25 protein-coding genes are annotated in these 25,413 nt (G+C 54.8%); 8 read left to right on the top strand and 17 right to left on the bottom strand.

From position 1 onward, the window contains the following. The 3 genes from lptE (at position 1) to AADB16_RS07755 (ending at position 2,437) form a co-directional block, all read left to right on the top strand. Positions 1-588, top strand: coding sequence for an LPS assembly lipoprotein LptE (gene lptE / locus AADB16_RS07765; protein ID WP_410802462.1), 588 nt, complete (start codon positions 1-3; stop codon positions 586-588). After that, complete coding sequence (gene holA, locus AADB16_RS07760) at positions 585-1,592, top strand: DNA polymerase III subunit delta (RefSeq protein WP_309045214.1); 1,008 nt, start codon at positions 585-587, stop codon at positions 1,590-1,592. Before lptE ends, holA begins: the two co-directional genes overlap by 4 nt. A 209-nt stretch (positions 1,593-1,801) precedes the next feature. Continuing rightward, entirely contained in the window at positions 1,802-2,437 is a 636-nt protein-coding gene (locus tag AADB16_RS07755) for an endonuclease (RefSeq protein WP_309045213.1), read from the top strand. 84 nt (positions 2,438-2,521) lie between these two features. On the opposite strand, the gene AADB16_RS07750 is transcribed toward AADB16_RS07755, so the two are convergent. From AADB16_RS07750 to bioB, 9 genes are all read right to left on the bottom strand, one after another. Beyond that, positions 2,522-4,318, bottom strand: coding sequence for an acyl-CoA dehydrogenase C-terminal domain-containing protein (locus tag AADB16_RS07750; RefSeq protein WP_309045212.1), 1,797 nt, complete (start codon positions 4,316-4,318; stop codon positions 2,522-2,524). Between the two features lie 131 nt (positions 4,319-4,449). Beyond that, on the bottom strand, positions 4,450-6,249 hold the full coding sequence (locus tag AADB16_RS07745) for an acyl-CoA dehydrogenase C-terminal domain-containing protein (RefSeq protein WP_309045211.1): 1,800 nt from the start codon (positions 6,247-6,249) through the stop codon (positions 4,450-4,452). A 319-nt stretch (positions 6,250-6,568) separates the two neighbouring features. Next, on the bottom strand, positions 6,569-7,234 hold the full coding sequence (locus AADB16_RS07740; protein ID WP_410802460.1) for a putative metalloprotease CJM1_0395 family protein: 666 nt from the start codon (positions 7,232-7,234) through the stop codon (positions 6,569-6,571). Positions 7,235-7,410: 176 nt separating this feature from the next. Continuing rightward, on the bottom strand, positions 7,411-7,656 hold the full coding sequence (locus tag AADB16_RS07735) for a flagellar biosynthesis protein FlgE (RefSeq protein ID WP_309045209.1): 246 nt from the start codon (positions 7,654-7,656) through the stop codon (positions 7,411-7,413). A gap of 51 nt (positions 7,657-7,707) precedes the next feature. Further along, entirely contained in the window at positions 7,708-8,400 is a 693-nt protein-coding gene (gene bioD / locus AADB16_RS07730) for a dethiobiotin synthase (RefSeq protein WP_410802458.1), read from the bottom strand. A gap of 21 nt (positions 8,401-8,421) precedes the next feature. Further along, complete coding sequence (bioC, locus tag AADB16_RS07725; RefSeq protein WP_410802456.1) at positions 8,422-9,258, bottom strand: malonyl-ACP O-methyltransferase BioC; 837 nt, start codon at positions 9,256-9,258, stop codon at positions 8,422-8,424. Further along, positions 9,255-10,004, bottom strand: a complete 750-nt coding sequence (locus AADB16_RS07720) for an alpha/beta fold hydrolase (protein WP_410802454.1) — start codon at positions 10,002-10,004, stop codon at positions 9,255-9,257. Before AADB16_RS07720 ends, bioC begins: the two co-directional genes overlap by 4 nt. Continuing rightward, positions 10,001-11,176, bottom strand: a complete 1,176-nt coding sequence (gene bioF, locus AADB16_RS07715; RefSeq protein WP_410802452.1) for an 8-amino-7-oxononanoate synthase — start codon at positions 11,174-11,176, stop codon at positions 10,001-10,003. Before bioF ends, AADB16_RS07720 begins: the two co-directional genes overlap by 4 nt. 259 nt (positions 11,177-11,435) lie before the next feature. Then, positions 11,436-12,494, bottom strand: coding sequence for a biotin synthase BioB (gene bioB, locus AADB16_RS07710; RefSeq protein WP_410802450.1), 1,059 nt, complete (start codon positions 12,492-12,494; stop codon positions 11,436-11,438). Positions 12,495-12,718: 224 nt separating this feature from the next. Here bioB and AADB16_RS07705 point away from each other — a divergent pair, with 224 nt between their 5' ends. Next, positions 12,719-13,279, top strand: a complete 561-nt coding sequence (locus AADB16_RS07705) for a ComF family protein (RefSeq protein ID WP_410802448.1) — start codon at positions 12,719-12,721, stop codon at positions 13,277-13,279. A 13-nt stretch (positions 13,280-13,292) separates the two neighbouring features. Here AADB16_RS07705 and AADB16_RS07700 read toward each other — a convergent pair whose 3' ends face one another. Continuing rightward, the gene (locus tag AADB16_RS07700) at positions 13,293-14,555 is read right to left on the bottom strand and encodes an NAD(P)/FAD-dependent oxidoreductase (RefSeq protein ID WP_410802446.1); all 1,263 of its coding nucleotides are present in this window, start codon (positions 14,553-14,555) and stop codon (positions 13,293-13,295) included. Between the two features lie 21 nt (positions 14,556-14,576). Between AADB16_RS07700 and AADB16_RS07695 the strand changes: the two genes are divergently transcribed. From AADB16_RS07695 to cmoB, 4 genes are read left to right on the top strand one after another with little or no spacing between them, the layout of a single operon-like run. Next, the gene (locus AADB16_RS07695) at positions 14,577-15,578 is read left to right on the top strand and encodes a serine/threonine protein kinase (protein WP_309045201.1); all 1,002 of its coding nucleotides are present in this window, start codon (positions 14,577-14,579) and stop codon (positions 15,576-15,578) included. A 30-nt stretch (positions 15,579-15,608) separates the two neighbouring features. Further along, a complete protein-coding gene (locus AADB16_RS07690; RefSeq protein ID WP_309045200.1) occupies positions 15,609-15,944 on the top strand; it encodes a kinase in 336 nt (111 codons plus the stop codon). Next, positions 15,937-16,692 (top strand): carboxy-S-adenosyl-L-methionine synthase CmoA, encoded by a 756-nt coding sequence (gene cmoA / locus AADB16_RS07685; protein ID WP_410802443.1) that lies wholly within the window; start codon positions 15,937-15,939, stop codon positions 16,690-16,692. The genes AADB16_RS07690 and cmoA overlap by 8 nt, the downstream gene beginning before the upstream one ends. A 24-nt stretch (positions 16,693-16,716) precedes the next feature. Next, positions 16,717-17,709 (top strand): tRNA 5-methoxyuridine(34)/uridine 5-oxyacetic acid(34) synthase CmoB, encoded by a 993-nt coding sequence (gene cmoB / locus AADB16_RS07680; protein ID WP_410802442.1) that lies wholly within the window; start codon positions 16,717-16,719, stop codon positions 17,707-17,709. A gap of 54 nt (positions 17,710-17,763) precedes the next feature. On the opposite strand, the gene AADB16_RS07675 is transcribed toward cmoB, so the two are convergent. The 7 genes from AADB16_RS07675 to miaA all read right to left on the bottom strand — a co-directional run bounded on the left by AADB16_RS07675 (position 17,764) and on the right by miaA (position 25,403). Further along, positions 17,764-19,059 carry an adenylosuccinate synthase gene (locus AADB16_RS07675; protein ID WP_309045197.1) on the bottom strand — a complete coding sequence of 432 codons (1,296 nt, stop codon included), beginning with the start codon at positions 19,057-19,059 and terminating at the stop codon, positions 17,764-17,766. 87 nt (positions 19,060-19,146) lie between these two features. Next, positions 19,147-20,328, bottom strand: coding sequence for an ATP phosphoribosyltransferase regulatory subunit (locus AADB16_RS07670; RefSeq protein WP_309045196.1), 1,182 nt, complete (start codon positions 20,326-20,328; stop codon positions 19,147-19,149). 180 nt (positions 20,329-20,508) lie between these two features. Continuing rightward, a complete protein-coding gene (gene hflC / locus AADB16_RS07665; protein ID WP_298448360.1) occupies positions 20,509-21,384 on the bottom strand; it encodes a protease modulator HflC in 876 nt (291 codons plus the stop codon). Positions 21,385-21,386: 2 nt separating this feature from the next. Continuing rightward, on the bottom strand, positions 21,387-22,571 hold the full coding sequence (hflK, locus tag AADB16_RS07660; RefSeq protein ID WP_410802440.1) for an FtsH protease activity modulator HflK: 1,185 nt from the start codon (positions 22,569-22,571) through the stop codon (positions 21,387-21,389). An 81-nt stretch (positions 22,572-22,652) separates the two neighbouring features. Continuing rightward, positions 22,653-23,951: a ribosome rescue GTPase HflX gene (gene hflX, locus AADB16_RS07655; protein ID WP_410802439.1), complete on the bottom strand. Its 1,299-nt coding sequence runs from the start codon at positions 23,949-23,951 to the stop codon at positions 22,653-22,655. 116 nt (positions 23,952-24,067) lie between these two features. Next, entirely contained in the window at positions 24,068-24,319 is a 252-nt protein-coding gene (hfq, locus tag AADB16_RS07650; RefSeq protein WP_309045193.1) for an RNA chaperone Hfq, read from the bottom strand. A gap of 37 nt (positions 24,320-24,356) precedes the next feature. After that, positions 24,357-25,403 carry a tRNA (adenosine(37)-N6)-dimethylallyltransferase MiaA gene (gene miaA, locus AADB16_RS07645; RefSeq protein ID WP_410802437.1) on the bottom strand — a complete coding sequence of 349 codons (1,047 nt, stop codon included), beginning with the start codon at positions 25,401-25,403 and terminating at the stop codon, positions 24,357-24,359. Between the last annotated feature and the right edge of the window lie 10 nt (positions 25,404-25,413).

Genomic DNA, 25,413 nt, shown 5'->3' with positions numbered 1-25,413 from the left:
ATGAGGCTCCGCACCCTGCAGTCAGACACTATCAAGCTGATTGCCACACTCGTTGTGGCTACCAGCCTGAGTGCCTGTGGCTTTCATCTGCGGGGTGCTCCGCCAGTTTCATCAGCGCTAGAGCCTCTTGAACTGGTTTGCCAAACACCGGTGCCTACCTCGCTTTGTCAGTCTGTACGGGAGCAGCTTGAACTGGGCGGAGTGGAACTCGCTACAGAGCAGAACGCAAATTACCGGCTCAGAATCCGTGACTTTGCGCAGGACCGCCGCGCCACAGCAATCACCGTTCAGGCCGCAGCTGCAGAATATACCCTCAGGCAGTCCGTCGACCTCGAATTGGTCAGCAAAGACGGCATTCCGATCATCGCCAGTACTCGTCTCACAACGACTGAGAGTTACAGGTACGACGAAACGAACGTGCTTGCCAAACAGCGAGAGGAGGAAAACCTGCAGCAACAGCTGAGCGATCGTTTGGCTCAACAGATTATTTTCCGCCTTGCGCCGATTACCGAAAAGCGGCTACAGGAAATTCGGAGCAATCATCAGAGCACCGATACTCCGCCCGACTCGCAATCTGCCAAACCATGAAAACCAATCCGGGCCAACTACCACAATTGCTCCAGAAAGGCCTGGCACCGGTTTATCTGGTTTCTGGAGACGAGCCCCTGCTGGTACAGGAATGTTGTGATCAGATCCGAAGTGCAGCCAAAGAAGCCGGCTTCATCGATCGCCTGACCTTCCACGCTGACCAGCAACTCGACTGGAACATGGTAGCCGATGAATTCAGTGCCATGTCACTGTTCTCTGATCGGCGTCGAATCGAAATTCGACTGCCCACGGGAAAGCTGGGAGATGGCCGCGCGGTTCTGGAACAGGTTCTTGCTCAGCCGCCCGAAGATATTATCGTCCTGCTGATCAGCACCCGCCTGGACGCCGCAGAAACCCGGCGAAAATGGTACAAAGAACTTCAATCCACAGGAGTCCATGTGCCGGTATGGCCAGTGGACGCCGACAAATTCCCGGGATGGCTGCAGCAGCGAGCAAAAAAACAGGGGCTGAGCCTGACCCGTGGAGCCCTTTCAATGCTGGCGGAAAGGCTCGAGGGTAACCTGCTAGCCGCCAGTCAGGAGCTCGACCGGCTAGCCCTCCTGACCAATGGCGACACTATTGATGAAGAAACAATAGAACGAGCCGTTCAGGACAGCTCCCGCTTTAACGGATTTGAGCTGGTAACCGAACTCCTCACTGGCCGCGCCGCCCACGCTGGCAAGGTAATCGGTGTTCTGCAGCAGGAAGGCGAAAACCCTCTGGGCCTGCTGGCGGTATTGACTCGCGACCTCAACCTGCTGCTCGAATTGAAGACCGGTGAGAACCGATCTGAAACCCCCTCATCGTTCTTTAAGAAGCGTGGCGTATTTCAGCCACAGCGAGCCCGGGCGTTGGAGCAGGCAGCCAGACGATTAAATCCTTTACAGTTGCATGAAGCCCTGAAACTATGTAGCCAGATCGATCGCGCTGCAAAAGGCTATGACGAACTTTCCCCTTGGCATTACCTGCGCGACATGTCTGCACTTTTGAGCGCCAGAGCCTGATGGACACGTAAGTACATCTCGGCGATCAAGACACCAAAGAACTCGCCAAAACGCCCCTGAAAGTGTTAAGCCGTTAACACATGGCTACAATTGTTTACGGTAAGGCCCCTTGTGCTAAAGGCAGTTATGTCATAATCCTATATAAGTGAGCTGAGCGTCATAAATTTTACAAAAACACGCTTACAGACACTGCGAGGTATGAATGATATATGAAAAAGATTTTTCTTCTTCTTAGCACATCCGTGCTCCTGCTGACCGCAACCTTCGTTATTGGTCAGAACACCCGCTTCAGTGACCCGAAGACCGTCATTGAGGAACAATTCTGGGGTAATTTGTACGCAGATGGCGGCAAATCATTCTTCTGCGACGAGCAGTTCGCCACCAAAGGTTTTATGCTCACTCAGGGCTATATATACCCGCTCGCAGATATACGGAACGCTTTGTCTTGCGGTACAACTCGCCAATGCGAACAAGATAACCGATACCGACAGATTGCCTCCGACCTTCACAACATGATTCCCGTGCGCAACCGCACAGAACTCCGGCGCCGCAATGCCCGCTACGAGGAACTGGGCGCATTGATCAAGGCAGATGATTGTGGCATTCGGGAAAGCAGCATCCTCTTTGAGCCACCTCCAAAAGTGAAAGGCGATGTCGCTCGGAGCATGGGTTACATGGTTGGCACCTACGGCCTTCCCTGGTTAGGATCGCCCCAGGTATTTCAAGGCTGGAACCGATCCGACCCACCGGATGACAGGGAACTCTCCCGGCATAAGCGGGTGGCAGAGATTCAGGGTAATGAGAATCCTTATATTACCGACCCAAGCCGAATGGAGCGCCTATAAAAAAAGCAGGCCCTGGGGCCTGCTTTTTTTATTCACCGGAAGGCGCTCACCTAAAGTGGCGCCTCATCTTCTTGCCATCAGCAATCAGAACTCATCGGCGGTATGCGCCATCATAGAGTCACTTCCGCTGCGAATACTTTCCGCAAGAGAAACAGTCTTCGGCAACAGACGATCATAATAGAAGCGCGCAGTTTTCAGCTTGCCACTATAAAAGCCGGACGTGTCATCGCTGGCTTTCGGCGCTGCGGCCTTCACAATACGCGCCCACATATAACCCACAGCAGTCATCCCGAACAGGTCGAGATAGTCAACAGAGGCAGCGCCAACGGCGTCAGGATTATCTGATGCCTGCTTGATGACGTGCTCAGTTACGTCAGACAAACGCTCGAACGCCGCTGCAAGTGGTTCCAGATAAAGGCGCAGACTTTCCTCACCACTGTTCTCTTCGATGAAGCTGGCCACATCTTCTGCAAACAGTTCATAGAGCTTACCCTGGCTACCAACCACCTTACGACCCATCAGGTCTAGTGCCTGGATACCGTTAGTGCCTTCGTAGATCTGGGTAATCCGGCAGTCACGAACCAATTGCTCCTGACCCCATTCACGAATAAAGCCATGCCCACCAAATACTTGCTGGCCCAGGATACAGGCTTCCAGACCACGGTCGGTCAGGAACGCTTTTGCAACCGGAGTCAGCAGGGCAACCATACCCTCTGCATGCTTGCGACGATCTACTTCTGCAGCATCGGCATACTTGGAAATGTCCAGCCACTGCGCCACGTAGGTAGAAAAAGCACGGCCGCCTTCAACATAGCTTTTCATGGTGAGCAACATGCGCCGCACGTCCGGATGTACCAGAATCGGGTCTGCTGCTTTTTCCGGCTGCTGTGCTCCGGTAGGTGCGCGGCTCTGGATGCGATCCTTGGCATATTCCACAGCGTTCTGCAGGGAAGCTTCCGCTGCACCAATACCCTGGATGCCCACGCCCAAACGCTCGTAGTTCATCATGGTGAACATGGCGTTCAGACCTTTGTTCTCCTCACCTACAAGCCAGCCTTTTGCTCCGTCATAGTTCATCACGCAGGTTGCGGAGGCTTTGATACCCATCTTCTTCTCGATGGAGCCACAGCTGAAGCTGTTGCGCTCACCCAAGGAACCGTCGTCGTTCACCATGAACTTGGGAACCAACAGCAGGGAAATACCCTTTGGACCTTTTGGGGCGCCCGGCAGCTTCGCCAGTACCAGGTGAATGATATTCTCCGCCATGTCGTGCTCGCCCCAAGTAATAAAGATCTTGGTGCCAGTCACATTAAACGAACCGTCGTCGTTCGGTTCAGCTTTGGTTCGAATAATGCCGAGATCGGTTCCTGCGTGAGGCTCTGTGAGGTCCATGGCGCCCGCCCATACACCTGAATACATATTGGGCAAGTACTTTTCTTTCAGCTCCTGACTGCCGTGTGCATCCAGCGCAAGGCAAGCCCCCGCTGTCAGCATAGGTGCCAAGCCGAAGGACATGTTAGCGCCCTGCATCATTTCCTCAAACTGTGCCACCAGAGTTTTAGGCATGCCCATGCCACCAAACTCAGGATTGCCACCCAGGCCATTCCAGCCACCTTCAACGATTGTCTGGTAGGCTTCTTTAAAGCCATCCGGCGAAGTCACTTCACCGTCATTCCACTGGCTGCCCTGCTCATCTGCTTCACGATTCAGAGGAGCAAGTACGCCGCTGGTGATTTTGCCGGCTTCTTCCAGAATCGCATCGGCGGTGTCCGGATCTACGTTCTCAGCAACTTTGGGCAGGGATGCCCAGAGTGCAGGTGCGTCAAAAACTTCGTTCAGAATAAATCGCATGTCGCGCAAAGGCGCCTGATAATCGGCCATGTAAACTCTCCAGGTTCCACAAAAAATCTGGCAGGTATTCTACCTTAAAACCACCTGCAACTCATGAAAAAAGCCCGGCTCCTGGGAGCGCGGGCTTTCTCTTACCGGTTAACCTTAATCGCTCGAATAAATCAGAACGAGAAGGATTCTTCCGGCATATCCAGCAGAGTATCAGCCCCTGCCAGCATGGTTACTGCGTGAGTCTTGGTACGCGGCAGCATGCGGGTGAAGTAGAAGCGTGCAGTCTGCAGTTTGGCCTTATAGAAGGCCTCTTCGCTTGTGCCGGCATCCAGCTTATCCTGCGCAAGCTTGGCCATGCGCGCCCACAGATATGCAAAGACTGCATAACCGGAGTACATCAGATAATCAACAGAGGCAGCACCCACTTCTTCACGATTCTTCATGGCGGTCATGCCCACTTTCATGGTCAGATCGCCCCACTCTTTGTTCAGCGCCGCAAGCGGCTCTACGAACTGCTTCAGCTGCTCGTTGTCGGCATTTTCCTTGCAGAAGGTGTGAACTTGCTTGGTGAAGCCTTTCAGCGACTCGCCCTGAGTCATCAGAACCTTACGACCCAGCAGATCCAGCGCCTGGATACCGGTAGTACCCTCGTAGATCATACCAATACGAGCATCACGTACGTTCTGCTCCATACCCCACTCGGAGATGTAGCCGTGACCACCAAACACCTGCATACCCAGGTTGGCCGCTTCATAACCGATCTCGGTCAGGAACGCCTTAGCGATCGGAGTCAGGAAGCCCAGCGCTTCGTCTGCTTCTTTGCGCTCTTCGTCTGTTTTACCACGTCCAACGAGATCCGCCTTCTGTGCAGTCAGATAGATCAGTGCACGGGCGCCTTCTGCAACGGCTTTCTGTGTCAGCAGCATGCGTCGCACATCCGGGTGCACAATAATCGGGTCGGCATAGCCTTCCGGATTTTTTGGACCACTCAGTGAGCGCATGGCCAGACGATCTTTGGCGTATGCCAGCGATCCCTGGAAGCCCATTTCTGCAGCACCCAGGCCCTGAATAGCAGTACCGATACGGGCCACGTTCATGAAGGTGAACATGCAGTTCAGACCGCGGTTCTCAGGCCCGATCAGCCAGCCTTTGGCGCCATCGAAGTTCATCACACAGGTAGCATTGCCGTGGATACCCATTTTGTGCTCAATAGAGCCACAGGAAACGGCGTTACGCTCACCAGCAGATCCGTCTGCAGCAGGCAGGCACTTGGGTACGATAAACAAGGAGATGCCCTTGGTACCTTCAGGTGCGCCCGGCAGACGAGCCAGAACGATGTGAATGATATTGTCGGTCATGTCGTGTTCACCGGCCGAGATGAAAATCTTGGTGCCGGTAATGCTGTAAGAGCCGTCTGCATTAGGCTCTGCCTTGGTACGCAGGGTGCCCAGATCCGAGCCGCAGTGGGCTTCGGTCAGACACATGGTACCTGTCCACTCACCACTGATCATTTTGGTAAGATAAGTTTGCTTCTGCTCTTCAGTACCATGCGCTTCCACAGTGTTGATGGCGCCGTGGCTCAGGCCAGGGTACATACCCCAGGACCAGTTGGCGGTGCCATTCAGCTCGCTCATCACAATACCCAGCGAGTCTGGCAGGCCTTGACCACCGTAGTTGGGATCAGCTGCCAGCGACGGCCAGCCACCTTCAACATACTGGTCGTAAGCTTCTTTAAAGCCAGCCGGTGTTTTAACGCCGTCTTCGCTCCATGTGCAGCCTTCTCTGTCGCCTACCGGATTCAGCGGTGACAGTACCTGCTCAGCAAACTTTGCACCTTCCTGGATGATGGCATCAACCATATCCGGAGTTGCGTCTTCAGCGCCTTCCAGATTGGCGTAGTGGGCCTCGCTGTCGAGCAGCTCGTTCATTACGAATTTGATATCACGCAGGGGCGCTTTGTACTCAGGCATTTAAACCACCTCGGTTTTCGGTCTTGGCTGAAAAAGTAATAACAGCTCGCGGCCTTGGGTTTGCTCAGACACTGCAACAGGATGCGCTGCAGCATTAATTAAACACTTGTTTGAAACATACGTTTAGAGGCACAGAATTGTCAATAGCCGGGCGAATAATTTGTGTAGATTTTGGTCACCAGAGCACTCTTCATCGGCGCAACCCAAACCTGAAAACCCAGCGGGCACCAGCGGTTAGCCAGCACTCAAATCGATTCAGGCATTTGTGGATTTGTAACGGGAGAGGCCCAAGTCAATAGCAGGCTAACAGATGATAAATTCAGACTGAAATGGGTAGAAACCCATCCCCTGAGGAGGCCGACTCTGGCCCAAGTGCTGCAATATTCTGATAGGAATTCCTGGCCTGCTGCGCAGATCTGGGCAATGGCTGATCAGCGCCACTCTGAGAGCGCTCACCCTGCTCGGCAACAGATGATGCTGCGTCACTTTCACTCGCAGCAGCCGCTGGCTTATCTGCATTGGAGTCGGTGGATTTCTGCTCCAGGGCTAGCTCGGACTGGGCCTGCAGCATAGCCTGCATGGCTTGAGCGGCCACAGCGCGATCCTGACCGGAAGGTTCTGCCGGCGCCATCGCCGCTGAGCGCACCACCCGCATTTTTTCGATGGTTGCCTGAGGATCGCCGTTGACGGGTGACATATCAATCGACACCTCGCCACCCACCGCGTATTGGGCACCATCGGGCCCTCGCTGATAGGAAAGTGATATCGCACCCGCATACTGGCCACCCACTGCCTGATGCGCAGCTTCATGGGCACGCACTTCGCGATCCCGGGCTTTGAGCTCGGTAAGTTCCTTCAGCTCCGCCTCATCCAGACCGCCGACTTTTTTATCCGTGGCATCCGCTTCTACAGACTTGCGGCTTGCGCCCGCAGCCTCATTTTCATCTGCAGCACGAACGGCTTGGCTGCCCGTTTCTGCCGGCACTTCACCATTCGCACTGCCAGTGTTGCGCGATTCACGGACGGCCGGGGCCAGAGGATTATTGGTCGAGCTCGATATAGGGCCAGACGATTCAGTGGCCGGAGGACTGCCAGCGCCACTCTTGGGAGAGTAGGTTGATAAAGGGGGGAGTGGAGAAAGTGGGCTCACCAAATCAGCGCTCAGACCATTATGTCGAGCAACGTACCAAGGGTTTCATCGGCAACTTTTACCACCTGTGCCGACGCCTCTACGCTACGCTCATAGAGTTTCAGGTCGATGATCGGCTCAATCAGGCTGCTTCCGGTTTCGGCGCTACCTTGAGGGCCATCCGCACCCGCACGGGCAATTTTGCGGGCGGCATTTTCCATGCCGTACATGCCGTCCTGAATACCTTGCATGCCAATTGCGAGTGTATTATTGATCATAACTGCAGTTTCCGGTGACCATTAATTGACACTATTAGGGCATATTGTTGATCAATTTTCAAACAATGAATTAATATTGAGGTAGGCGCTCAAGGTTTTGGGATCGACATCCTCGAACCAGGGCATGACCCCAAGGCAAGGGGTTGGGAGCTGCCCCTTCAAATAGTCCAGGGTTTCCTGCTCACAACTCATTGCTGCAGATTCGGTGCGGTTAGCTACCCACCCTGCCAACACCAAGCCATCGTTAAGAATTGCTTCTGCCGTTAACAAGGCATGATTAATACACCCCAGCTTAAGCGAAACCACCAGAATTACCGGCACCCCCAGTTCACGAGGCACGGCAGAGTATACTTCCCGATCGTTCAGCGGCACTCGCCATCCACCCGCACCTTCAATAAGCAAAAGATCCGCTGGCCGCATCTGCATGCCACGACAAAAGCCAATCAACCGAGCAGCGGTTACAGCTCGCCCGGCTTGCACAGCTGCGACATGGGGCGCAATGGCCGGTTCCAGAGCGATAGGGTTTACAAGATCGTAAGCGAGAGATTCCGTGGCCGCACGCTGGAGCATCAGCGCATCGTCATTTCGCAACCCCTCAAGCGTGTTATCACAGCCCGAGGCAATTGGCTTCATACCCAGGGTGCGCTTGCCGGTCGCTTTCGCGGCTTCCAGAATTGCTGCAGACACCATGGTCTTGCCAACGCCGGTATCTGTACCTGTCACAAAAAATGTTTTTTTAGCCATAAAAGCCAGTCAACCTACCCTTTAATCAATCAGTGTTTTGCTATCGGAATCAGGGCATGACCAGTAGACCCAGGCCGCCTCATAACTTGCGATAACACCGCCTTCTGGAGCTGTGGGGTAATGCTGGCACATGGCGCGAAATCGGCTTGGCGCTGTAGCCGTTTGCCGCCTGCCGGCATGTTTGTAGCCCGCACCCAGCTGCTTCAGCTCCGCGGCGAGAGTGAGGGGAGAAGCATAGGGTAATAGCAAAGTACGCGTTTCAACATGCGCCCCAGGCAACTCATCCAGCACTGCGCGTTTGAACGCCGCTTCCGTCTCAAACCGGTTGATATGACTCTGTCCGGGGTCCGCTTTCTGCCAGGCTTGATCCAGTTCCCTCAAGGTCCCCTCCAGAAGCGTTGAGATCATCAATTTACCGCCGGGCCTGAGCACCCGCCGACACTCCTGCAGAACTTTTGCTGGTGTCGCACACCACTGGATCATGAGATTACTGAAAATCAGATCACAGCTTTGGTCAGGCAACGGAATAGCCTCGGCATCTGCAACTATCCACGCAGTGTTAGGGGCGCTGCGTGCAATCGCGTGCTCTACCATGCCGGGCGAAAGATCCATGCCTGTCACACTCCCCGGGGGCATGAGATTGGCCAACATGCGGGTAAACCAACCGGTGCCGCAGCCAAGATCCAGAACGCGGGCGCAATCTGGATCAGCTTGGCCTTCCAGCCGCTCGAACATCTCGTTGCCCATAAGCCGTTGCAACCGGGACGCACTCTCATAGGTGGCTCGAGCCTTGCCGAACTCCCGAGCTATATCCCTCTTACTTGCCGGACAGGAAGCATTCACCGCAAGAGAGCTCATGACGCCATACCAGTGGAAGACCCAAGAAACCGCTCAATTACCGCTATGCACTCATCTGCAAACACACCGCCCGGCCAGTGAGCCATGCCGGGAATGCTGATTTCAATGGAAGATGGCTGAGTTTCCAAAGCGCCAACCCAGGTCGCCACCACCTGGTCGCAGGCACCAGTTATATGAAGAACAGGAACATTCACTTGGGACCACAACAGACGCTGATCGCTTCGCTCCAACCAGCGAAGACTCTTAACCAGATTTGATGACGATACGGGGGCGCCCTGACCAAGCCAGGGTTTAAGCCGCTGGCGCTCCGCCAAAGCGCTTGCTGAGCCATTTATCATCAGCAGCAGAAAATGCATCCAATAGCGTTCAGGTTCACGGCTCAAGCCTCGGCTGAACACTCCAAACTCTTCCTCAGACATGCCGTTAAGCCAGCGTTCGTCTGCAATAAACTTCGGGAAACCTGCAAGCGTAATCGCTGCAGACACCGCCCCCGCATTCTGGCGCGCGGCCGCCATAACAACCTGCGCACCGAGAGACCACCCCATCCACACGGAAGGCTCAGGATAGCGAGCCAGAAGCTTCTCAGCCACATCCGCCACCGAATCACAGCGCGCTATCAGGTCGTCTTCAAGAGACACCACCTCAACCGTGCCCGGCCAGGACCGGTAAAGATCCTCCAACATCTCAGCACGCACACCCCAGCCGCCAACAACCACAAGGCGCCCGCCCTCTTGCGGAAAACTCATACCGCAACACCCTCACCAGCCAACAGGTGCCGACAATCCGCCAGCCCCTGCATCAGGCTATCCAGATCCTCATGGGAATGAGCCGCGCTAAAGGTAACCCGCAACCTCGCCTCACCGGCTGGCACCGTTGGCGGACGAATGGCGGTCACCAGCAGACCCTTCTCTTCAAGGGCCTGACTCAGCGCCACAGCAGCCCAGTTATCACCCACCATAATGGGCTGAATAGGCGTGCGTGAGGGCATAAGCGAGTAACCCATAGCAATGGCGTCCTGCCGAAAGCGATCGATCAGACTCTGCAGATGGCTTCGCCGTTCACTGCCCCGCTCTATCAAATCAATACTGTTTAAAGTGGCAAAAGCTAATGCCGGAGGCATGGCCGTGGTGTAGATATAGGTACGAGCCTTCTGCACCAAATAATCCATCAACACCTCAGGCCCCGCCACAAACGCCCCACTGGTGCCTGCGGCCTTGCCCAAGGTACCTATAAGAACCGGCACATCCTCTTCAGACAAACCAAGCTCCGCAACACTTCCCTGCCCATGCGGCCCTAGCACCCCAAACCCGTGAGCGTCGTCGACCACCAACAAAGCATCATGCTCGCGACATACCGCCGCCAGTTCCCGCAAAGGCGCCACATCGCCATCCATACTGAACACTCCGTCGGTAACCACCACCTTATGGCCGGAAGTCTCAGCCAGCATGGCGGCAAGCGACTCCACATCCCCATGGCCATAGCGGCGCACCTTCGCCCGACTAAGAATACAGCCGTCAATAATGGAGGCATGATTCAGGCGATCCGAAAACACCGTACCCCCACGCCCCACCAGCGCAGAAATCACGCCCAGATTGGCCATATAACCGGTAGAGAAAAACAACGCAGAACTTCGGCCGGTAAACGCCGCCAGGCGCTCTTCCAACAGGTGATGCGCCTCATGGTGCCCACAAACCAGATGCGAAGCCGCACCGCCCAGCCCTGTTTTGGGTAAGGCATCCCTGAGGGCTTCAATATTGGAAGAGTGATTGGCCAAGCCAAGGTAATCGTTGCTGCAAAACGAAAGTAACCGCTGACCATCAGCAGTTAAAACCGGCTGCTGAGGCCCGGAAATATGCCGGCGCGTTCTATATAGCCCAGCCTGTTTTCGTTGTTCCAGTTCAGCTGTAAAGTCACGCACGAGTATGCACCCGGAGAAATGGCCAGCGTATATGTTTACTGACCTGGAAATGATTGAGCGGAAGGCAAACGAATACTATGAGCGGCCGGTGAGCCTTTCACCTCGGCGCCTGTAGAGGCCAACTGTGATATCTGGGCGCCGAGCGGGCGGTGGGTTCCGGGATTGTAGAGGGCCATGGACGGCCCGAAACAAGCGCACATGGATGTGCTTGTAGCGTATCCCGGAACCCACCGCCCGCTTGGCGCTTGCACCAATCTAATCAGGCCGACTCAAGAGAAGCGTCATAAAACAAGTGCCGATTAGCCTCATACTCCAAAGCGTCGACAATCGCCTCCTCATCCTGCTCCTCAGAAGCACACTGCTCCCGCTTCTCCGGCCGAATACCCAACCGGCGGAACAACGCCATATCCGCATCCGCCTCCGGATTCGACGTCGTCAACAACTTCTCGCCATAAAAAATCGAATTCGCCCCAGCCAGAAAACACAACGCCTGCATCTGCTCATTCATCGTCTCCCGACCCGCTGACAAACGCACATGAGACGCCGGCATCATGATACGAGCAACCGCAAGCACACGAATAAACTCAAACGGATCCAGATCTTCCACATTCTCCATGGGAGTTCCCTTCACCTTCACCAGCATATTCACCGGCACACTTTCAGGGTGCTGCGGAAGGTTGGCCAGTTGAACCAGCATGCCCACCCGATCATCCTCATCTTCCCCCATACCCATAATGCCGCCACAGCACACCTTCATACCGGCATTACGCACGTTTTCCAACGTATCCAGGCGATCCTGATAGGTACGAGTAGTAATAATATGGCTGTAGTACTTCTCGGATGTATCCAGGTTATGGTTGTAGTAATCCAGACCGGCCTCAGCCAGCTCTGCCGCCTGCTCAGGCTTCAACATGCCCAGCGTCATGCAGGTCTCGAGGCCCAGCGACTTCACCTCCCGCACCATATCCAGAACATACGGCATATCCTTCGCCGTTGGGCTACGCCATGCAGCGCCCATGCAAAAGCGTGATGCGCCTTTTTCCCTCGCAGCCCGGGCCTCTGCGACCACTTTCTCAAGCTCCAGCAGCTTTTCCTTTTCCAGCCCGGTGTTGTAGTGACCGCTCTGAGGGCAGTACTTGCAATCCTCCGGGCATGCGCCTGTCTTGATAGAAAGCAGAGTGCTTACCTGCACCTCATTGGGATCAAAGTTCTGGCGGTGAACCGACTGAGCACGGAACAACAAGTCATTAAACGGAAGCTCGAAAAGTGAGCGTGCTTCCTGAAGCGTCCAATCGTGACGTAATGCGGTGGCAGTCATGCAGAAGTCCTGTTAACCTTTTTCGGTCTCTGGGTTTACGGATGAATCAGATGATAAAGGGACTGAGCTGGCTGTCAACCTTAAATTCCAAGCTGGTTAACAGCGAGAAAAGCAAAGGCGACTGTGTCGGCTGCCTTTCTTCTAATGCCAACAATGGTTTATGCGAATTTTGCCAGGCCGATCTTCCGGTTAACCGGTGGCACTGTCGCTGCTGTGCCTTACCAATGTCGCACGTCGCCAATGAGCTGGCTTGCGGCCACTGCCTGATATCACCGCCCCCCTTCGATCGCTCATTTATACCCTGGCGCTACCAGTATCCGGTCGACGGCATGATCAGCCGATACAAATACAACCGGCAGCACAAGTTTGCCCGACCTCTGATTGCAGGCCTTACGGCCCACCTCGAATCGACATTCCGGGATCAAACCCATGAAAAACCGCAGGTGCTCATTCCCTCACCCATGATTTATGCGCGCCGTCGTGAGCGCGGGTTCAATCAGGCCCGGGATATAGCCGAACGGCTGGGGGATGCTCTGGATATTCCGGTTGATGCAGGGATTGTCCGCAGGGTTCGAAAAGTGCAGGCTCAGCGCGGTCTGAGCAGAGAAGCCAGACTGCAAAATCTACGCGGCGTATTTGAGGTGTGTGCGAAGGTACCAGAACGGATTGCCATTGTGGATGACGTGGTGACGACCGGAGCAACCGTAAGAATACTCGCGTCTGCTCTGCGGGACGCAGGCGCAAAAGAGATTCAGGTTTGGGCCCTGGCCAGAACGCCGGGATAAAACTTCCTCGCTGTTACGCCAGTTTGTCCCTCACCAAACCCGCAATGGCCAAACAGGATGTCAGGCCAGGCGACTCGATACCAAACAGGTTTACCAGCCCTGGAACACCATGCTCCTGCGGGCCATCAATCCGGAAATCAAAAAAGCCGCCCCCCGCATCTTTCAGCTTTGGCCGGATCCCCGCATACGCTGGCTGAAGACGCGCTGATTCAAGGCCGGGCCACCACTGCCGGATACCCGACACAAAGGAATGCACCCGCTCAGGATCAACCCCGTAATCCTCCCTCTCTATCCATTCCACATCCGGGCCAAAGCGCGCCTGACCGGCAAGATCGAGGGTGAGATGAACACCCAGCCCACCCGGTTCCGGAACCGGATAAATCAGGTTTTTGAATGGGTGACGACCGCCGTAACTGAAATAGACTCCCCGGGCGAACCATTGCGAGGGCTTCTGCACATCGGGAAGCCCTACCCAGTTCCGGGTCAATGGCACCGCACCCAAGCCAGCGGCATTTACAAGATTGCGCGCCCTGACCCTTAATGGCTCAGCACCGCCAACCCATAAAACATGCGTTCCTCCCCCTGACTCTATGCGCTCAACCGGCGAACGTAGCACCAGAGAGCCACCCGCATCTTCCAACTCACCTAACAGTGCAAGCATCAGGCCGTGGGTGTCAACTATGCCGGTTTCCGGCGACCAGAGCCCGGCACTGACGCAAACTTCAGGCAACTGCCGAGCAACGGTGGGACCGTCAAACAACTCCAAAGGAACACAGTTGGCTAACGCCTGAGCTTGAATATTTTCAAGCCTGGTATTTTGCGCCTCGCTGGTAGCAACAATCCACTTACCGCATTTTTGATACCCAACTTTATGGCTCTCGCAGTATTGGTACAACTGACGCCGACCCTCAACACAAAGCCGGGCTTTGAGGGAGTTGTCCGGGTAGTAGATTCCTGCGTGAATGACTTCACTATTACGAGACGAGACACCTTCACCAAAATGATCTCCCGCCTCCAGCACAATCACCTCGCGCCCGATTTGCGCCATAGCTCTGCCCACCGCGAGGCCAACCACTCCAGCCCCGATAACCAGGGTATCCACTTCCAGAAGATCGCTTTCCACCGACTGCCCCTGCTGCCTGTAAATTAACCTGTCCCGAAAATGGGAACCGAGACCGTTTACGTTAACCCAATCTTTGCCATGCCGGAACCCATAGGAACATCCCGCACTCGCATTACGGGAGCGCTTCCAAGCAGGTATACTTGGGCCCAACATTTACCAGCATGGCCTCGCCTTATGATGAACGTTTCAGCCCATCCATACGATGCCTTGACCCCGGATGCCATTCTGGATGCGATGGAGGATGCCGGTTTCGCAGTCAGCGGTCGTCTATTTGCCTTGAACAGCTATGAAAACCGGGTGTATCAGGTGGGACTGGATGAAGGCGCTCCGGTGATCGCCAAGTTCTATCGCCCAGGCCGCTGGACCGAGGAGCAGGTGCGGGAAGAGCACGAGTTTACCCGTGAACTGCTGGCCGCCGATATTCCCGTTGTGGCACCACTGGTGATGCCTTCCGGTGACACACTCGGAAAGCACGGTGATTTCATGTTTGCCGCGTTTAACCAGCGGGGCGGGCAGGCGCCAGACACCAGTGTTACCGACACCCTGTACAGGCTGGGACAGTGGCTGGGACAGATTCACAACATCGGGGCTCTCAAGCCCTTTCGTCATCGCGTGGCCTTATCGCCCATGGATGGCATTGAGACAAGCAACCAACTCTTACTGGAAGGAGACTGGATCCCGAAGGACCTCAGGCCCGCCTGGGATAGCCTGATTCCAGACCTGCTGACATACTGCCGCGCCCGAATTGAAGATGCCGGTGAGGTTGAAACTATTCGCCTGCACGGCGATTGCCATGCCGGAAACATATTGTGCAGGGACGAGCAGATGCTGTTTGTGGACCTGGACGACTGTCGCGCTGGGCCCGCCATGCAGGATATGTGGCTGCTTCTTAACGGCGATGATCACGAGCGCGGTGCCCAACTGGGCGAATTACTGGAAGGCTATGAAACCTTCCGCGATTTCAATCGGCGAGAACGACACCTTGTTGAGCCTTTGCGGTGCTATCGCCAGATCAGCCACTGCGCCTGGCTTGCGAAACGCTGGAACGACCCCGCATTTCCACGCTTTTTCCCCTGGTTTGGCCAGCCCAGATTCTGGTCAGATCAGATCTTGTCCTTGAGAGAACAGTTGGGAGCACTGCAGGCGCCCTCCATTACACTCCCCGGTCAGTACTGACCACTCACTCACATTCAAAACGAGGTAGGCATGAGCCAGAACGAGGCCAACTACAGTATCCGCAGTCTTTTAGTGACCGCCCTGATCGCAATTGTCGGCACCGTATTGGTGCTGGAACTAAGCGGAAAAATCACGCATTCGGACAACAAGGATCATGTACCACTGGGGGAATTCCAGGCGATTCATATAAAGCCGGGCGAAACGTTCCGCATGTCCCCGAAGTCCTCGGAGCTCCACGCAGTTTGCGAGAATGGCTACATGGCTATCGCAGCTGACACTGACCCGACTTTCCGCGGCATCCTTGTGGATTACAAGAAGCGCGGCGTGCGTTGCTCTTCGCCAGCCCCGGAGGTGGGCAATGAGTAAGTCCGACCGACCAACACAATCCCTCACGGACCGCCTCTTCGCAACAGAGCGGCAACCGGAGGATTTTCGTTTTGATGCTGCAGTAGCCCGCGTTTTCCCGGATATGATCCGGCGATCGGTACCTGGCTACACCACCATCATCCCAATGATAGAAGTCATTACCGAACAGTACGCACAAGCCGGCTCCAACTGCTACGACCTGGGCTGCTCCCTTGGCGCTTCAACACTGGCTATGCGTCACGGCATACCTTTTAGCGACTGCGCTCTGGTGGGCATTGATAATTCCGCTGCCATGATCGAGCGCTGCGAGCACTATATCGCGCTCGACGATCACTCACTCCCCGTGAGCCTTCGCTGCGAAAACATTCAGAATACTGAACTGTCAGACGCCTCTGTTACGACTCTGAACTTCACGCTGCAATTCGTCCCCCCCAAAGAGCGCAGCGCCCTGTTAAGCCGTATTGCAAACGCCACAAGGCCTGGTGGAGTGCTGATTCTCTCGGAAAAAATTCGTTTTGAATCAGAAGATGAACAAGACACTCAAACCCGCCTGCACCACGAGTTCAAGCGCGCCAACGGCTATTCCGACCTGGAAATAAGCCAGAAACGCAGTGCGATTGAACAGGTTCTGATTCCGGAAACACTGAGCGCCCACACGCAGCGCCTGAAGGAGTCGGGCTTTGATCGCGTGCTGGTTTGGTACCAGTGCTTTAACTTCGTATCCATGCTGGCCATCAAGGCCGACTGAACAAACCCGCAGGACAGACAGATCATGGCGCATTTTGACTGGCGCAGCTATTTCGGGCAGCTACTTTCAGAGCTCGAAAGCACAGGTGAAGGCAACTGGGCAGAGATCATCAAAGCTCAGCTGGCACAACGTTTTGACGATTCCCCCCACGGTGATCTCGGGCGCTGGCAATCGGCGATGAACAGCCTTCCTGATGTTCCCGGCACAATCTCGGAGCTCAACGCCTCTGCGATAAAGATCGCGACCCCGGCGAGCCTGGATTCAAGCCAGCAGCAAGCACTGGAAAACGGGCTACGGGGCCTTATGCCCTGGCGCAAAGGGCCGTTCGACTTCTTCGGCACTCATATCGACACCGAATGGCGCTCAGACTGGAAGTGGGACAGGGTTTCACCCTATATTTCAGACCTTTCCGGGCGGCGCATTCTCGATGTTGGCTGTGGCTCAGGCTATCACTGCTGGCGCATGCTGGGTGAAGGTGCAAAGCGTGTGATCGGTATCGATCCAGGGCTTCTATTCATGTTCCAGTTCCTCAGCGTGAAACGCTACGTGGGCGAAGCCCCCATCGATCTTCTACCTATACGCATGGAAGACCTGCCGGAAGGGCTTGAAAGCTTTGACACCACCTTCTCCATGGGCGTTCTCTACCACCGCCGCTCGCCGCTCGACCATCTTCTGGAGCTCAAAGGTACGCTGAGACCGGGTGGTGAACTGGTGTTGGAAACTCTTGTTGTGGATGGCCCTGAAGGCTATAGCCTGATGCCCGAAGACCGCTATGGGCAGATGCGTAACGTGTGGTTTTTACCAAGCTGCGACACCTTGCTTCGGTGGCTCGACCGCACCGGCTTTCGTAACGCCCGGGTTGTAGATGTGTCTGAGACCACCACCGATGAACAAAGAAGCACAGACTGGATGCGATTCAACTCGCTCCAGGATTTTCTCGATCCGGAAGACCCCACAAGAACCATTGAAGGTTATCCTGGCCCCAAGCGCGCCACCATCGTTGCCGAAAAACCCTGATAAAAAAACCGCCGTACCATTAGAGGTAGGGCGGCTTTTTCAACCTTTTACCACTTACTCATCAAACGGGTGGCGCAAGGTAATGGTTTCAACCCGATCAGGGCCAGTAGAGATGATGTCGATAGGCGCATCAATTTGCTCTTCCAGGAACTTGATATAAGCTCTGGCGTTTTCCGGCAACTGCTCGAGCTTGGTTAGCCCGAAGGTGCTTTCGCTCCAACCCGGCAATTCAACGTAAATTGGCTCAATATCTTTGTAGCTGTCACAACCGATGGGTGGGCGAGTCATTTCACCTGCAGGCGTTTTATAACCTACGCAAACCTTAACCGTTTCCAAGCCATCAAGTACGTCCAGCTTGGTCAGACAAATACCAGACACGCTGTTAATTTCAATGGCGTGGTGTACCGCAACCGCATCAAACCAACCGCATCGACGGGAGCGGCCTGTTGTCGTACCCACCTCATTGCCTTTGATGGCCAGGTGCTCACCTGTCTGATCAAAAAGCTCTGTAGGGAAGGGACCTGCGCCAACACGTGTAGTGTAAGCCTTGGTAATACCCAGAACATAGTCCAGATACAGTGGGCCAAAACCGGAACCCGTGGCTGTGCCGCCCGCTGTGGTGTTGGAAGATGTGACGAACGGATAGGTGCCCAGATCGATGTCCAGCAAGGAGCCTTGGGCGCCTTCGAACATGATGTCTTGGCCACGCTTGCGATAGCCGTGAAGCAAGTCCGTTACGTCTGCCGCCATGGGCAGAATTTCCTTGCCCATCTCCAACAGTTCTTTCAGAGCCGCATCTATGTCTTCGGCTTCTTCCTTGAAATACTCTGTCAGAACAAAGTTGTGATAGGTCATGAGTTCCCGCAGCTTCTCTTCGAAGTCTGCCGGGCTGTGCAGGTCCCCAAGCCGAACACCGCGACGAGACACCTTGTCTTCGTACGCAGGCCCGATACCACGGCCAGTGGTGCCGATCTTGTCATTACCTTTGGCTCGCTCACGGGCCTGGTCGATACGCACGTGAGTGCGCAGAATAATCGGGCACGCAAGGCTGATACGCAGTCGGTCACGAACATCTACGCCAGATGCTTCCAGCCCTCGGACTTCTTTCAGCAAAGCTTCCGGCGATACCACAACACCGTTACCAATAAGGCACTGAACGTTCTGCCGGAGAATGCCGGAAGGAATCAGGTGTAAAGCCGTTTTTTTGCCGTCGATAACCAGAGTGTGGCCCGCGTTATGGCCTCCCTGAAAACGAACCACCGCTGCAACTTTTTCAGTCAACAGGTCGACGATCTTACCCTTGCCTTCATCACCCCACTGGGTGCCCAGCACAACAACGTTTTTACCCATGATTCTCTCTCAATGCGCACACGATAGAGCGTGCGTCTCGCAAATTTGGCAAATGTACCTTCATGTGTTCGTAGCAGCCTGCTGAGATCAACCCAGCCCCTGTACGACCCAACGATCACCCTGTTTTACCAGCTTCCGGTCACATCCCCGGGTAGAGGGATCTGCCTTTATGTCTTCCGGAAGTGCCCGGATGACAATGTCTGTCCTTCTCAGTTCCGAAATCGCCTGCTCCAGCTCTGAGTCTTCTTCAGCAGGCGCCCACACAGCTTTGCGGGGATTGACAGGGCGTGAGCCCAACGACACCAATGCCCGTATATCCAGGCTGAACCCGGTGGCGGGGCGAGCCCGGCCAAAATCGCTGCCAATGGCATCGTATCGGCCACCCTTGCCAATCGAGTCACCATGGCCAGGCACATAGGCTGCAAACACCAGGCCTGTGTGATAGTTGTAACCACGCAACTCGCAGAAATCGAACCCGAAACTGACTTCGGGGAAGTCCCTTTCAAGCATCGTGGCAACCCGGCCAAGCTGGTCCAGTGCCGCGCTAAGGTTGTCGGAGGCACCACTCAGGATTCTGCGCGCTTCAGTCAATGCTTCCGCACCACCGCTAACCCGCGCTAGCTCGCGGAGGCGAGCGCCCGCAGAGCCCTTGGGGCAATCGCCCAGAAGTCTGTCCAGCTCAGGTACTGATTTGCGCCCCATGGCGTCGAAGATAGCAGCACTTGTATCGCGATCAAACTCGGCTTCACCGATCAGGCTTTCGTAGATGGCCACATGAGCCAGATCCAGATGCACACGAGACAGGCCGGCAACACGCAGAGCCTCGAGCATCAAACTGATGATTTCCAGATCTGCAGATTCAGAAGCACTGCCAAACATCTCACAGCCAGCCTGAATAGGCGTGCGGCTGGCAAGCATGTGTTTGGGGCGGGTATGCAGAACATGGCCGGCATAACACAGACGTGTAATGCCTTCCTGCCCCAGTGTGTGGGCGTCGATGCGCGCAGCCTGAGGTGTCATATCGGCCCGAACACCCATCATGCGCCCCGTCAGCTGATCGGTCAGCTTGAAGGTTTGCAGCTCCAGATCGTGTCCGGTTCCGGTAAACAGGGATTCGAGGTATTCAATGAGCGGTGGGATTACCAGTTGGTAGCCCCAACGCTGGCAGGTATCCATTACATCCCGGCGCAGGGATTCTATCTGTCCGGCCAGTGGCGGCAAGATATCCTCCACCCCGTCCGGCAGTAACCAGCGATCAGATACTGTCATGAGATTCCGTTGTCCATCCCGCACACCCCTGTATTTAATACAGAATAAGCGCGCAGGTTTTTAGGGTGACATTCAGGGCAGAAAAACCCGAACCAAAACCTGAGGGATTTTACACTGTTGGCAGACACAAAAAAACCGGAATACCTTGGCATTCCGGTTTTTCGGTCAATCGAGCAGGTTTTAGCTCCCGCCCTTCGAATCCTTCAGGAATTTCATGAAGTCGCTTTTGGCATCGATAACCATCAGGTCGTCTTTACCGGAGAAGGTATTCCGGTATGCCTGAAGACTACGATAGAAGCTGTAAAACTCCGGGTTAGAGCCATAGGCCTCTGCGTAGATGCGCGCAGCTTCACCGTCCCCTTCACCACGGGTTTCTTCAGCCGATGCAAATGCTTCTGCCAGCGTAACTGTTTTCTGACGATCGGCATCCGCGCGAATACCTTCAGCCAACTCGCGCCCACGTGACCGGAATTCCTGAGCCAGCTTCTCACGCTCTGTCGCCATCCGGCGATATACGTTTTCGCTTACCTGCCCCGGGAACTCGATTGCCTTGACGCGTATATCTTTTACATCAATCCCGAATTCCTTCACAGAGGTTTCGTTAACCTGATCGCGCAGATTATGCATAAGCTCGTCACGTTGACCGGAGACCACCTCATGCATAGTGCGAACACCGAACTCATTACGCAAACCGTTGTCTACACGGGACTGCAGTAGAGATTGGGCACGGAACTCATCCCCGCCGGTTGCACGATAGAACTGATCCACATCGCGGATTTTCCAAGCAATGTAAGAGGTAACATCGAGCGGCTTCTTTTCAACCGTCAGATACTGCCTTGAAGGCAGATCCATGGTCAGCACGCGGATATCAAACTCCCGAACCTGATCGATAACCGGTACCTTGAAGTGAATACCCGCTTTGATGTCGGTCTCGACCAACTCACCAAACCTCAGCATAACTCCGCGGTGGGTTTCCGGAATGATAAAAACACTCGACAGTACCAGCAGGACAACGATAAGAGCGCCTGCAAGACCCACTACACTTTTAGGTCCCATAATTATCTGCTCCTCCGCGTATTAGTATCCTGCCTGGTTCGCAGTTCTTGAATCACCTGGTCAGTTACCGCCTGAATATCTGCCTGGCCGCCGGCTCCAGAGGTTTGGCTACCACTTCTTGACGACGCCCCCTGGGTCAGACGATCCAGCGGTAAATACATCATATTGCCGCTGCTTTCGGTATCCACAAGAATCTTGCTGCTGTTGGAAAGAACAGTTTCCATCGTCTGCAGGTACATACGCTCACGAGTGACTCCAGGTGCCATCTGATACACCGCCAACAACTCGAGATAACGCGCAGTTTCACCACGAGCGCGCTCGATGACTTCCTGCTTGTAGGCACTCGCCTCTTCAATCATGCGCTGAGCCTGACCACGAGCCTCTGGAACAACCTTGTTCCGGTAGGTTTCCGCCTCTTCCTTCACACGCTGCTCGTCTTCACGGGCACGTTGAACTTCACGGAAGGCGTCCTGCACTGCAGCGGGTGGCTGCGTACTTTCAACGTTCACCCGAACAATCCCAAGCCCGGCGCCGTATTCCTGCAAAAAGCCCTGAAGCCGTTGTTCAACACGAACGGCCAACTCGGCACGCCCTTCGGTCAGCACGTCATCGAGAGTTGAACTGCCCACCTCGTGACGCAGCGCACTGTCGGTTGCAAATGCCAACGCCTGGTTGGAATCCCGAACGTTCAACACGTAATCCCGAGCATCGTTCACACGATACTGCACCTGCAGATCAACCGTTACCAGGTTCTCGTCCTGAGTCAGCATCTGGCCGCTGGACTGGGCCGTTCTGACGTTGGTCACGCGTACTTTGGTCACATCATCAATCAACGGCACTTTGAACCTCAGGCCCGGGCTTTCCGTTTTGGCATATTCCCCAAACCGTAAAACAACCGCGCGCTCCTGCTCGTTTACCGTGTAGAACGACTGAAAAATGACATAGCCCACAACAAGAATAGCTGCCAGGGCGAGAACGGCACCAAAGCTGCCTGCTCCACCTGAACCACCGCTGCCACTGTCGCCACCGGACTTTTTGCCCTTGCCTCCCAGCATTTTGTTCAGCTTATCGAGGCCCTTCTTCAGCGCCTCGTCGAGGTCTGGTGGACCCTGATCATTACCGCGACGACCACCAGTTCCCCAGGGATCTTTATCGTTGCGGTTTCCACCCGGTTCATTCCAGGCCATAGTGCTCTCCAAGTTCCTAAGATATCGAATGGCTGCAAATACTAGGGATTTATCTTCGTCCCGGCAATAGCTTGCATGGTTTCAGGCTTGCCCTTCATCCAGGCGTACCATTTCTTCGCTCATCCCGGCGCGGCTCAGAAGCTGCATCCAGTCCCGGTATTGCAGTCGAACTTCAAGTACTGTATCGCCGGTTTCACGGTGGTCTTCACTCAGTACCGATCCGGCCTCATGCAGCAGCGCCCTGAGCTTGCCATCGACAGGCCCGAGCAAAACAAAGTGGTGGACAACATCTTCAGCCAAGCGTTCAACAATAGCATCGTAAAGACCTTCCAGGCCCTCACCCGTAACCGCCGACACCCAGGCGCGCACAGGCACGCCGTCCTCATTGCGTTCAACCCTTGGCACAAAATTATCCAACAGATCGATTTTATTAAACACCTGCAAAACCGGTATTTCATCGGCACCAATTTCCGCCAGCACCCCTTCTACCTGCTCAATATTTTCATCACGCCGGCTGTCGTGGCTATCAACAACGTGCAGCAAAATAGTTGCTTCGGTGGTTTCTTCCAGCGTCGCACGGAATGCTTCAACCAGCTTGTGGGGCAAATGCCGGATAAAGCCTACAGTATCCGCCATTACGACCGGCCCGATATCGGGAAGTTCCAAACGCCGTATGGTGGGATCGAGGGTCGCGAACAATTTATCCGCGGCGTAAACGGTAGACGTGGTAATCCGATTAAATAGCGTGGACTTGCCGGCGTTGGTATAGCCAACCAGCGACACTGTTGGGATATCAGCGCGTTTACGGGCACGCCGTCCCTGATTACGCTGTTTGCGAACTTTTTCAAGCCGCTTGTAGATAGACTTCATTCGTTCGCGCAATAGTCTGCGGTCGGTTTCGAGCTGGGTTTCACCCGGGCCACGAAGACCAATTCCACCACCCTGACGTTCAAGGTGAGTCCATCCCCGGATCAGTCGCGTCGACATGTGATCGAGCTGCGCCAACTCTACCTGCAACTTACCTTCGTGAGTACGGGCACGCTGAGCAAAAATATCGAGAATAACCCCTGTACGATCCAGTACGCGGCATTTGAGCTCTCGCTCGATATTTCGTTCCTGGCTTGGACTGAGCGCATGGTTGAACAGAACAATGTCGGCCTCATGCAGCGTTACTGCATCCCGAATCTCTTCGAGCTTGCCTTCTCCCACAAAAAGCCTGGGACTGGGCTGCTTTCGGGTACCGGTCACAATCCCAACCGCTTCGACTCCAGCGGAACTAACCAGCTCCCGGAACTCTTCCGGATCTTCAGTGCCGTCGTGGGAAGAAAATTCGATGTGGACGAGTATCGCTCGCTCACCTACATCCGGGCGATCAAACAATGGGCATCAACTCCGCTAGAATCGGTTTGTTGGAATTATAAAAACAAACACCCGCGGCCATCAGAGCCAAGAGGCCCCTCAGGAACGCGGGTGGTAACACCAAGACCCTGAACAAATCAGTCTTCAGACTCATCCTCTCCCGCCGGGTTCTGCTGGGGAAGGCGAACGTTCCGGGCAGGTACAACGGTTGAGATTGCGTGCTTGTAGACCATTTGGCTGACAGTGTTTTTCAGCAAAATAACAAATTGGTCAAAAGACTCTATCTGCCCTTGCAGCTTGATACCGTTAACCAAGAAGATAGAAACCGGAATGCGTTCCTTGCGTAAGGCGTTGAGGTAAGGGTCTTGTAACGAGTGCCCTTTTGACATGTGTGTTCTCCTGTTTTTTAGTAAATGCAGATAGTAATTATTGAGTGTTAAATGTGGTGTGGTGTCGCACCGTTTTCAAGGCTGCTTCAACGATAAATCCGTCTTCGCTGTTCAACCAATTCAAATCAGACCACTTTCGAAGCCATGTAAGCTGCCGTTTTGCCAACTGCCGGGTGGCCGCAACGCCTTTGCTTACAAATACGTCATAATCATCGGTACCGCTCAGATAACTCAGTGCCTGGCGATATCCGACACAGCGCATGGAAGGAAGTTCCGGGTGTAAATCGCCTCTGGCCATCAAGCCCCGAACTTCATTCAGAAACCCCATCTCCAGCATCTTGAGGAAGCGCTGCTGTATCCTGTCGTGAAGCACGACCCTCTCAGGGGGCGCTATGGCAAGCTGCGTAACAGTATACGGAAGCGATGAAGTTTCGTCTGCCTGCCATTGAGTATAGTAGGTGTAATCCTCAATGCCTTCCCGACTTGCATCTTGCGTCGGCTGCTTGCTGGCATCCGCCTCCCAGAGAGCCGAAATCGGCCTGCCAGTGAGACGTATAACCTCCAGTGCGCGCAAAAGACGCTGCCGGTTGTTCGGGTGAATCAATTTCGCCGCTACTGGGTCGCGGGCCTCCAACTCTGCATGCAACGCAGACCACCCAAGCCGCTCCGCCTCGGCCTCAAGGGTTTTGCGGAGCTCCGGGCTGGCAGAAGGCAACCCTGACATACCATGCAATAACGCCTTGAAATACATCATGGTACCGCCTACCAGAAGGGGTATACGGCCTGCGCGGGAAATTCGATCCATTTCAAACAGCGCATCCCTGCGGAAATCGGCAGCAGAATAGGTGTCGGCAGGATCACAGATATCAATCAGTCGATGGGGGGCCCGGGCCAATTCCTTCGCTGAGGGTTTGGCTGTGCCTATATCCATCCCCCGGTAGATCATCGCGGAATCGACGCTGATAATGTCGCAAGGCAGTTGATCACAAAGCGCCATGGCCAGGTCGGTTTTACCCGACGCAGTCGGCCCCATCAGAAAGATAGCTGGTGGTTTTGAGGCTTGAGGCGTACTGGATGTATCCATCAATGAAAAT

This window comes from Marinobacter sp. KMM 10035, from assembly GCF_046537445.1.
Taxonomy (GTDB): Bacteria; Pseudomonadota; Gammaproteobacteria; order Pseudomonadales; family Oleiphilaceae; genus Marinobacter; species Marinobacter sediminicola.
This window is presented reverse-complemented; position numbering and strand designations above follow the sequence as displayed.